This window comes from Shewanella septentrionalis (assembly GCF_025370265.1).
GTDB classification, from domain to species: domain Bacteria; phylum Pseudomonadota; class Gammaproteobacteria; order Enterobacterales; family Shewanellaceae; genus Shewanella; species Shewanella hafniensis.
In genome coordinates this window covers 24,730-35,287 of the sequence record NZ_JAMTCC010000046.1, presented here as the reverse complement: position 1 = coordinate 35,287, position 10,558 = coordinate 24,730, and the positions used below count along the sequence as shown (strand labels likewise).

Genomic DNA, 10,558 nt, shown 5'->3' with positions numbered 1-10,558 from the left:
TTCCCCCTGTAGAGCTACCTTCAGATTGATCCCAATCCCCCATTTAACCGTAACCCTCAATTGAAAATTGTCATTCAACGAGTCCACTTAATGCAATTACAGCAATTCCATACCGTCAGGTTAATTTTAGGCGATCAACTCAATGCCCAGCATTCTTGGTTTAACCGCGTTGATGATCAAGTACTGTATGTGATTGCAGAACTGCACCAAGAAAACACTTATGTGACCCATCATGTGCAAAAGATATGTGCCTTCTTTGCGGCAATGGCGCAATTTTCCCAAGAGCTGCGGGCGCAAGGGCATCAAGTGCTCTATCTCACCCTTGATGACACCTTCAATAACACTCAGGGCTATAGCGATCTACTGGGGCTCATTCAACATCAAGTGACGCAGGTTGGCGCGATCAAGTTTGAATACCAAAGGCCAGATGAATACCGCCTGCTTGAGCAATTGAGTCAGCTTAAGCTCAATACCGCCGTGGTGAACTGTGTCGATACAGAACACTTTATATTGCCGTTTGACGAAATCGATACGCAGTTCCCCGTCGGCAAACACATTATGATGGAGCACTTTTATCGCCGTATGCGTAAACGCTTCAACATCTTGATGCAAGATGGAAAGCCACTCGGCGGGCAATGGAACTTTGATGCCAGCAACCGTCAAAAGCTTAAAACTCAGGATATAAAAGTCTTGCCTGAGCCATTAATGTTTAGCCTCGATGTAACTGAAATTCTCGCTAGGCTTGAGCGTCACCAAATCCCGACCATGGGTCGCATTGATGCGCCATTGCTATGGCCGATAAACCGTGCGCAAAGCCTCGAGCTATTAACGTATTTTTGTCAGGTTTGCTTGCCTTCCTTTGGCCGCTTTCAAGATGCCATGACAGCGCAACATCCCGCCAAGTGGAGCTTGTACCATAGTCGGCTATCATTCAGCCTTAACAGTAAATTAATCAGCCCGTTAGAAGTCATCAATGCGGCCATCGACAGCTATCAAACGAATGCTGAAATTGATATCGCCCAAGTCGAAGGGTTTGTGCGGCAGATATTAGGTTGGCGAGAATACGTTCGCGGCATTTACTGGGCCAATATGCCGCAGTACGCCAGCACTAACGCACTCAATGCCCATGGGACGCTGCCCGATTATTTTTGGCATGGCGACACTAAGATGAACTGCATGCGACAAGCGTTATCCCAATCATTAGATTTTGCCTACGCCCATCATATTCAGCGCTTAATGGTGATCGGCAATTTCTGTCTATTAACCGAAATCGAGCCAAATCAAGTCGATGAGTGGTATTTAGGCGTGTATGTTGACGCCATCGAATGGGTTGAAATGCCTAACACTCGCGGCATGGCATTGTTTGCCGACGGCGGCATTGTCGGTACTAAACCCTACGCCGCCAGCGGCTCTTACATCAATAAAATGAGTGATTACTGCAGCGGCTGTCATTACAAGATAAAAGAGCGCAGCGGCGCACTCGCCTGCCCGTTCAATAGCTTTTATTGGCGCTTTATGGACAAACACCGTGCAAGATTGTCGCAGAACCCCAGGATCGGCATGCTATACCAAACTTGGGACAAAATGGACGAGTCCGTAAGGCACGCCATATTAGCCACGGCCGAACACAATCTTGTTCATCTAAACCGTTTATAGCTGAACCATTAGCACTGAGTGTTAGTGCTTAGCATTACTGGGCCTAATCGTGACTCTTGGATATAGAGAGTTTGATATGGAAAGTTTGATGTAGAGATTTGGATAGGGAGAATTTGCCATGAAAGTACTTATCGTCGGTGGAAGTGGGGGTATTGGTCAAGCTATGGTTAAGCAAGTCCAAGAGACATATCCCGACGCAACTGTGCACGCCACCTACAGGCATCATCTTCCTAACGACAGGCAGAATAATATCCAATGGCATGCGCTAGATGTGACCAATGAGGCCGAGATTAAACAGCTGAGTGAACAACTCACTGAATTAGATTGGCTGATTAACTGTGTCGGGATTTTGCACACCCAAGATAAAGGGCCAGAAAAAAGCCTACAGTCACTGGATATCGCCTTTTTCCAGCACAATTTAACGCTCAATACCCTACCCAGCGTCATGCTGGCTAAGCACTTCTGCCATGCCTTAAAACAAAGTGACTCAGCAAAATTTGCCGTGATATCGGCGAAAGTCGGCAGCATTTCCGATAATAGATTAGGTGGTTGGTACAGCTATCGCGCCTCAAAAGCCGCGCTGAATATGTTTCTCAAAACACTGTCGATTGAGTGGCAACGAAGTATGAAACACTGCGTGGTGTTATCCCTGCATCCGGGCACGACTGACACGCCATTGTCTCAACCCTTTCAACAGAGTGTGCCTAAAGGCAAACTGTTTACACCTGAGTATGTCGCCAACTGTTTGCTACCTATCATTGCTAATGCCACTCCGGTACAAACAGGGTGCTTTTTCGCCTACGATGGCACTGAGTTACCTTGGTAAAATAAGCTGAACAGTGAGCCAAGTCGCGCGATGCGTACGGACTCTTGCAAAATGCATATTTCAAAGTGCATCCTTCAAATGGCCATTACAATGTGCATTTTTCAAAATGAATCCGGCAAAGCGATGGATCTTTGCCCTTAAAAAAGGGTTATGCCCAAAAGCACCGCTAATCCTTAAATCTACCCACTTAAAAATCACCCGCCTAGAAACAACTCGCTTAACATCGCCAACAATCCAAACCTAACACAATGAAAATAAATCAATAAAGCACTTTTTACGACTCACAAAACCCGCCATTTGACTAGACTAAATCGCTATTACCCAAAAGTCCTAATTCAAATTTAAAAGCACCTAAATGAATGCTGAAGATAGTTCCTTTGTACGATTGTTAACACTTTTACATTTAAATAACATCTAAGGTCATGCGGTTATTCACGCTTTGCACAGAATAAAAATCTGAGAATTTCCGCCTGAGCAACAGCTCATTCTATTCGGCCATGGCAGAGGGATGCCGACGACCCTGTAGAAATTACAATAAAAAAACGCTCGCCCGAGCCAGTTAAGCAGTATGGCATTCCAACGTTAATGACAAACGGAAAAAGGATTTTAAGCATGATGCTAAACAAAAAACTGTCGCTACTCTTCATTGCTGTGTCGGCCACGTTAGGCACATCAGCATTTGCTGCTGATGTTGTCGATGTCGGCACACTCAGAAGCGCGTCTTCAAGCAATAACTTAGTGTCTCAGTTCAACTTAGACGCAGGTAGCCAACTCAAAGTCGAGAAAAAACTCGACCTAGGTCAAGGCAAGCAGAAGCAACGTTTACAACAATATTTCCATGACGTGCCTGTTTATGGTTTCTCTGTTGCAACGTCACAATCGAGCATGGGCTTCTACAGCGACATGTCTGGCCGCGTATTAAAAAATATTGAAAAGTCGGCTGATTTTGTCAAACCCACTTTAACGGCTAACAAAGCGTTAGACATTGCCATTCGTGGCAAGTCAGAGAAAGCTGTTGCTGGCCTAAAAGCTGAGAACAAACAAGCTAAATTATGGCTTTACCTTGATGATGCGGCTAAAACTCGCCTCGTTTATGTGACGTCTTTTGTTGTATATGGCGATGAGCCAAGCCGTCCATTCACTATGATTGACGCGCACTCAGGTGAAGTGCTCAAGCGTTGGGAAGGGATTAACCACGCCGCGAGCGGTACAGGTCCTGGCGGTAACATCAAGACTGGCCAATACGAATACGGTACGGATTTTTCTTACTTAGACGTTGAAGTGAGCGGTGATACCTGCACCATGAACTCACCTAACGTGAAAACCGTTAACTTAAACGGTGCCACATCAGGCGCAACAGCCTTCTCTTATACTTGCCCACGCAATACAGTTAAAGAGATCAACGGTGCTTACTCGCCATTAAACGATGCGCACTATTTCGGTAACGTGATCTACAACATGTATAGCGAGTGGTACAACACTGCGCCGTTAACTTTCCAGTTAACCATGCGGGTTCACTACAGCAGCAACTACGAAAACGCCTTCTGGGACGGCAGTGCTATGACCTTCGGTGATGGCGCAACGACCTTCTATCCATTAGTGAGCTTAGATGTCTCGGCACACGAAGTGAGCCATGGTTTCACTGAGCAAAACTCAGGCCTGATTTACGATGCTCAATCTGGTGGCATGAACGAAGCCTTCTCAGATATGGCGGGTGAAGCTGCTGAATTTTACATGCACGGCACGAACGACTGGTTAGTCGGCGCAGATATCTTTAAAGGCAATGGCGCACTGCGTTACATGGCAGATCCAACCTTAGACGGAATCTCAATCGGCCATATCGACGATTACTATGATGGCATCGACGTACACCACAGTTCAGGTGTCTTCAACAAAGCCTTCTACACACTCGCAAACTTACCGGGCTGGGATACACGCACTGCATTCCAAACATTTGTGGTTGCTAACCAATTATATTGGACAGCTGACAGCTTGTTCTGGCAAGGCGCTTGTGGCGTTAAATCTGCGGCGACTGACTTAGGCTTAAGTGCTGACGATGTGGTTACTGCGTTTGCCGCTGTGGGTATCACACCTTGTGAAACGCCACCACCACCGCCACCACCAGAAGCGACTGAACTCGCGAACGGTGTCGCTGTGACGGGTTTAGCGGGCGCATCTGGTAGCAAACAATACTACAAACTCGACGTAGCGAGCGGTGCAACCAACCTGAGCTTTAATATGTCAGGCGGCACGGGTGATGCGGACATGTATGTTAAATTCGGCCAAGCTCCTACTTCTAGTAGCTATGATTGTCGTCCATACAAAGCCGGTAATGCCGAAAGCTGCCCTATCGATCCAGCCCAAACAGGAACTTATTGGGTCATGGTCAGTGGCTATAGCAGCTACACAGGTGTGAGCCTAGTGGGTGCTTATGACGGTGGCGATGAGATACCAAACCAAGATCCAACAGCGGGCTTTACGGCAAGCTTTGCCAACGGTAACGGTAGCTTCACTAGCACCAGTACTGACAGCGACGGTGATGTCGTTGCATGGAGCTGGAGCTTCGGTGATGGCACTACTGCTTCAGGCGCAAGTGTAAATCATCAGTATGCTCAGTCAGGCAACTACACAGTGACACTGACAGTGACTGACAACGATGGCGCAACAGCAAGCACTTCTGAAGAATTTGCGGTTGAAGTACCAGAAGTGGCGTTAGAAATGACAGTGAAAAACGCTAACAAATCTCGTCGCGGTAGCATTCGTGTTGCACTCGCATGGGAAGGCCATAACGCTGATGAGTACACTATCTTCCGTAACAGCGTTGCGGTAGGTACTTCAAGCAGTTCATCGTTTATTGACCGTTTCACTGACCTAGCTGGCACTAGCTTCAGCTATAAAGTGTGTGAAACTAACGGCCCTTGCTCAAACGAAGAAACCGTTAACTTTTAATCGCATAAGATAATCGTATCGTGGCGCTAGCGTAAAATCCTAGCGCCGACTCATCGATAAACTTCTCGTTTCTTGTTAATGCCACTCAGCCTTTTTTGAGTGGCATTTTTTATGCGCAAATGCGGCGCACTAAGCCGGTCTCAATCCCGTCAGCATCCTTATGTCATGTGCTTGAGTCGGCGTCACTTGCCAACTTATGAAAATAAAGCGTTACTTCAAATGTCCACTTTCACCCACAGGTTTCTTGAGTAACTTACGTTGTAAGGTGCGACGATGCATCCCCAATTGGCGGGCGGTGGCGGACACATTGCCTTGGTTACTTCAAATGGCCACTTTCACCCACAGGTTTTTTGAGTAACTTACGTTGTAAGGTGCGACGATGCATCCCCAATTGGCGGGCGGTGGCGGACACATTTCCTTGGTTAGCATTGAGTACTTGCTGAATATGTTCCCACTCCAAACGCTTAGGATTAAGGGGCGAGTCATCGACTTCATCTTCTTGAAGTGTATGAGAATGCCCTTCCATTTCCAGCGCGGCGAGTAAGGTTTGAGTATCCACAGGTTTAGCTAAATAATTATCGGCGCCGAGGCGAATCGCTTCCACCGCAGTGGCGATACTGGCATAACCGGTGAGCAACACCATGGTCACCTTAGGCAGCAGGTTACGTAGAGGCACAATTAGCCCTAGGCCGTTAGCTTCGGCCAGCTTCATGTCCAACAAAATGTGGCTAGGACAAAACTCCCGCGCCACCAGCAGAGCATCACTGGCATCATGGGTTAGGCGGCACTCAAAGCCGTGGCGCGTGAGCCGTCGGCCTAAAATACTCGCCAGAGAAAGGTCATCCTCGACGATTAACAAACGTTTCATGATCTGACTCCGTCAGCGGCCTTAGTGTTGGGCGATAACGATGCCGCTTTGTCCTTTAGAATCGTAAAGCGAATTTGTGCCACAGTACCGCCTTGGGGATGATTGGCCAGAATCAATTCTGCGCCCAAACGCTCTAGGCTGGCATGACTGAGTAGCAGCGCAACACCTAACCCCTTGGGACTCTCAATTAATAAGGTGCCCAATTGCGGCAATAAAGAGGGCGCGATACCAGGGCCATAATCACGGATCTGCAAATAGATTTGAGCTTCACTTGGCGCGATATCTAAGTTGATATCCACCTGCGGCGCACCTAGGGTTTCGACACTGGCGCGGGCGGCATTCTCAATCAAGGCCATGATGGCAGGCGTTAGACTCATATCGGTCAGAATGCTTTGCTCTGCCAGTTGCTCAGGCGCACAGGTAAACAGCCAGTTCAGTTCGGTCTGCGGCATGAGCAGTAAGGTTTTTTGCTTTAAACCGTCCACCAGCTCAGCGATCTTTTGTGGCCGCTGGCGGCGATCGCGGATCGACTCTGTCGCCAATCGCAGCTCGGCGAGCGTATGTTCACAGCGGCCTAACGCAGTCTCCATCTCGACAACTGTTATCGAAGTGCCGCTCATATCTTCTTTTACTTCATCGAGTAACAACCTCAGGCTTGAGAGCGGTGTGGCCAATTGATGCGCCATCTGCGCCGATGCCGTGCCTAGGGCCAAGAGTTGCTCCTGACGCAATTGCCCTTCACGCATATAAGCTAACTGCGCGTCTTGGCGGCGCATACGTTTAGTGATTAACGCCACACTGGTTGTCATCACCAAAGCTGAAATCACAAAATTAAACCACATGCCTAAATAGTGGGAGCTCATGTCCATACCGTGGTGCTGCATGGGAGATTCCGGCACAATAAAAATCATCAAGCTGTAGGCTAAGGTTGAAATAGCCGTCAGTGCCCAAGGCGCCCAGATTGGCAAAGTCACAGCCGCAAGTGCAATCGGCAGCAGTAATAACGAGATAAACGCATTAGTCGCGCCGCCGGAAAAGTGCAGCCAAGAGATCCAAAATAGTGTGTCTAAACTGAGCGCGATAAAGAGGCCACGCTCCTTGGCAAACAAAGGTTTACGTAGCGCCAATGTGAGTGACAGGTATAACACCTCCAGCACTAACACATGCACTAACGGCTCCATTTGCAGGCTAAGACCAAAGGTGTCGGCGGCAAACATGGTTAAGCCAATTTGCAGCAGCAAACCTAAGCTTCGCAGTAATGCGACTTGGTCGGCGGCCTGTAGACTGGTCCCTAAGATCTTAGCCATAGCCATTCCTACAGTGTGAGTCCGAGTGCGGCCAGTGCGCCACTCGATTGCGTTAATGCTTTGCGTGCGCCAGTGGCGAAATCAATGTCAGTACGAATACCGAGCGTCGCCAAACGTGCACAACTCAAGCTACAGTCCCTTGGCCGTTTGGCATTATCCGTCGGTGTCGACTCAGGCGTTAAGTGCGCCGTGCTGAGTTGTAAAATCTCCCCTAAGGTCAGCAGCATCTGATACTTAGTCATGGTCTCTGCGGCGCTAAAGTGGTAAATCCCCTGCACGATAGGTGCTTCAATATGCTGTGCAATCATCTTGTCTATGGCTTGGGCAATATCGGCGGTCGAGGTTGGACTTCGCACGGCCCAATGATCGACACCCTGAGCCCTACGTTCAATCAGTTGATTGATCAGCACTAACACAGCAGATTCACTCAGCTTCTCTACTTGGCCGTAAAGGATTGGCAAGCGTAGCACGGCAAAATCAGCACGAGTGTTGAGCACAATTTCTTCGCCCTTTAGCTTAGATTCTCCATAAAAATTAACCGGATGAGTGGCGGCATCTTCGGCGTACTTAGGCTGAGTGCCATCGAACACATAGTCGGTGGAGATATAGATAAGCCAAGCATTATTGGCCTTAGCTGCCATAGCGAGGGCTTGGCTGGCGGTTAAGTTAAGTGCCAATGCCGCCTGCGGATTTTGCTCCGACACATCGGGGCGACGCTCGGCGGCGCAGTGCACTATGACTTGCGGTTGCTCGCGGGCGATAAATGCCTCGACAGCCAAAGGGGCGGTCAGATCGAGTTTATGCACTCGTTCACTTGCGCGGCTAAAACCTGTGGCCACAACCTCATGTCCCGTTAATTCAAGCTGTTTTACAACAGCTCTGCCGAGTAGCCCAGTCGCGCCAGTTACCATGATCTTAGCCATATTGCCCCATTCAGTTTCAACTCATGTGTATGGCTGACAATTCTAAAAGCTTTTCATATTCAACGCACTTGTTTACTCTTTTAAACCAAACTTACTTAGGGTTAACTCACTTGAGATTGACCTAAGCACCAAAAGGCTGAATTTGAGTCCGACACTTCCTCTGATATTGGCAGGCCCTATGCTGCGCCACTGCGATGCCACACACTTTACTCTGTGGTTTGTGAGTCGTGAGCCATTAACTGAGCTTACGTTGCGTCTAGGGGAACAGGAGTTTCCGCTGCAGGATGCCGATGTGCACTATGTGCCACTCGGGCAGCACGCCCATCAATATCTGATTATGCTGTCGCGACCAGAGTTACTCACACCTAATCGAGTCATGAGCTACCAAGTGTCCGCCGCCCAACATGGGGATATTTTTGCCGCTATCAGTCAGCTGAACTATGGCGATGCCTCAACGCCAAGTGTGCGTTTTACCCCAGAGTTAACCCAAGTATTCCATGGTTCTTGCCGTAATCCGCATCACCACAGTGACGATGCGCTCGTCGCCGCCGATACCTATTTAGCCAAGAGAATCGACACGGGTTTAGCGGACGATCGCCCCGCTCTTATCGTGATGAGTGGCGATCAAGTTTATATCGATGATGTGGCAGGCCCCATGTTAAACGCCATAGGACAAGTCATCGACTTGCTTGGCCTTCAGCATGAGCAATTTGAAGGGGCGAATATAACGAGCAGTGAGGCACTGCATTATCAACCGGCCGATTTGTATCAGCGCCATAAAAACCTGCTGCCGCACACTCAATATCCAGCTAAAACCGCGCTATGGCGTTGGTATCGCAATCACCCGATTTTCACTTCCTCCATCGCTGAGAATCATCTTGTCAGCCTGAATGAAATCATCGCCTTGTATTTACTTACTTGGTCGCCAGAGCTGTGGGAATTAGTCAATATCCCCAAGGATGTCGATGGCTTAACACCCGCCAATAACGCCCGCTGGCAGAATGAATGGCAACATTTGCTCGGCTTTAAAGCTGGGCTGACGCAGGTGAGGCGCTTTATGGCGCACATTCCCGTTTACATGATGTTTGACGACCACGACGTCACCGACGACTGGAACCTCACCGCCAAATGGGAACTCGCTGCCTACGAGCATGCATTTTCGAAACGCATTATAGGTAATGCACTGATTGGCTATACCTTATTCCAAGGGCTTGGCAATGCGCCCGATAAATTTGTTGATGAAATCCGCCCGCTGCTCGATGCTTTTTTTGCACAGCCACAGAGTGAAAGTCAGGATCTGCTCATCGACGAATTACTTAAATTTGAGCAATGGCATTACACCTTAGCGACCTCGCCCAAACTTGTGGTGCTCGACACCCGCACTCGCCGCTGGCGCAGTGAATCCAATCTCGCAAAACCATCCGGCTTGATGGATTGGGAGGCGTTAATGGATTTGCAGCAAGAATTGCTCGGCCAGTCGAAGGTCATTATCGTCTCGCCTGCACCTATGTTTGGGGTCAAATTGATTGAGGCGATACAGCGCACTGCCACGCTGATGGGCGCTTCTTTGTTGGTGGACGCCGAAAACTGGATGGCCCACCCCGGTGCCGCCAACGCGCTACTGAGTATTTTTATGCACCGTAAAACCCCAGAGGAATTTGTGATCCTCTCCGGCGATGTGCATTACTCCTTTAGTTACGACATCAGTATTCGCTTTAGGCGCAGCAGCCCTAACATCTACCAGATCACCTGCAGCGGCATTAAAAATCACTTCCCCGAGAAGCTGTTACCGATTTTCGATAAACTCAATGGCTGGCTTTACGGCCACTTTTCACCGCTTAACTTACTGACAAAACGAAAACGCATGTCGCTGCGCGGCAGAAGACCGAATGGTGCACCGAGCAAACGTTTAGTGAATAAAAGCGGTATTGGGATTTTGGAACTTGCGGATGATGGTGCGCCGACAAAAATTGCGGTTTTACATGGTGATATGAGCGAAACCTTGTTCGAACCACCCAAACAGGAATAA

Annotated in this window: 7 protein-coding genes and 1 pseudogene; 4 read left to right on the top strand and 4 right to left on the bottom strand. The window is 48.7% G+C overall.

Features of this window, described 5'->3' with window-relative positions; all coding sequences use genetic code 11:
• Window positions 1-90: 90 nt before the first annotated feature.
• From NE536_RS19830 to NE536_RS19820, 3 genes are all read left to right on the top strand, one after another.
• Window positions 91-1,656, top strand: coding sequence for a cryptochrome/photolyase family protein (locus NE536_RS19830; protein WP_261273771.1), 1,566 nt, complete (start codon window positions 91-93; stop codon window positions 1,654-1,656).
• Between the two features lie 118 nt (window positions 1,657-1,774).
• On the top strand, window positions 1,775-2,482 hold the full coding sequence (locus tag NE536_RS19825; protein WP_261273770.1) for an SDR family oxidoreductase: 708 nt from the start codon (window positions 1,775-1,777) through the stop codon (window positions 2,480-2,482).
• Between the two features lie 612 nt (window positions 2,483-3,094).
• Window positions 3,095-5,431, top strand: a complete 2,337-nt coding sequence (locus NE536_RS19820) for a M4 family metallopeptidase (RefSeq protein WP_261273769.1) — start codon at window positions 3,095-3,097, stop codon at window positions 5,429-5,431.
• A gap of 210 nt (window positions 5,432-5,641) precedes the next feature.
• Here the strand turns inward: NE536_RS19820 and NE536_RS19815 are convergent.
• From NE536_RS19815 to NE536_RS19800, 4 genes and pseudogenes are all read right to left on the bottom strand, one after another.
• A pseudogene (locus tag NE536_RS19815) lies at window positions 5,642-5,740 on the bottom strand (helix-turn-helix domain-containing protein); the annotation flags it as partial.
• A gap of 7 nt (window positions 5,741-5,747) precedes the next feature.
• Window positions 5,748-6,299 (bottom strand): response regulator transcription factor, encoded by a 552-nt coding sequence (locus tag NE536_RS19810; RefSeq protein ID WP_006083307.1) that lies wholly within the window; start codon window positions 6,297-6,299, stop codon window positions 5,748-5,750.
• Entirely contained in the window at window positions 6,296-7,606 is a 1,311-nt protein-coding gene (locus tag NE536_RS19805; protein WP_261273768.1) for a sensor histidine kinase, read from the bottom strand. Before NE536_RS19805 ends, NE536_RS19810 begins: the two co-directional genes overlap by 4 nt.
• Window positions 7,607-7,614: 8 nt before the next feature.
• Window positions 7,615-8,529 (bottom strand): dTDP-4-dehydrorhamnose reductase family protein, encoded by a 915-nt coding sequence (locus tag NE536_RS19800; RefSeq protein WP_261273767.1) that lies wholly within the window; start codon window positions 8,527-8,529, stop codon window positions 7,615-7,617.
• A gap of 178 nt (window positions 8,530-8,707) precedes the next feature.
• Here NE536_RS19800 and NE536_RS19795 point away from each other — a divergent pair, with 178 nt between their 5' ends.
• A complete protein-coding gene (locus NE536_RS19795) occupies window positions 8,708-10,558 on the top strand; it encodes an alkaline phosphatase D family protein (protein ID WP_261273772.1) in 1,851 nt (616 codons plus the stop codon).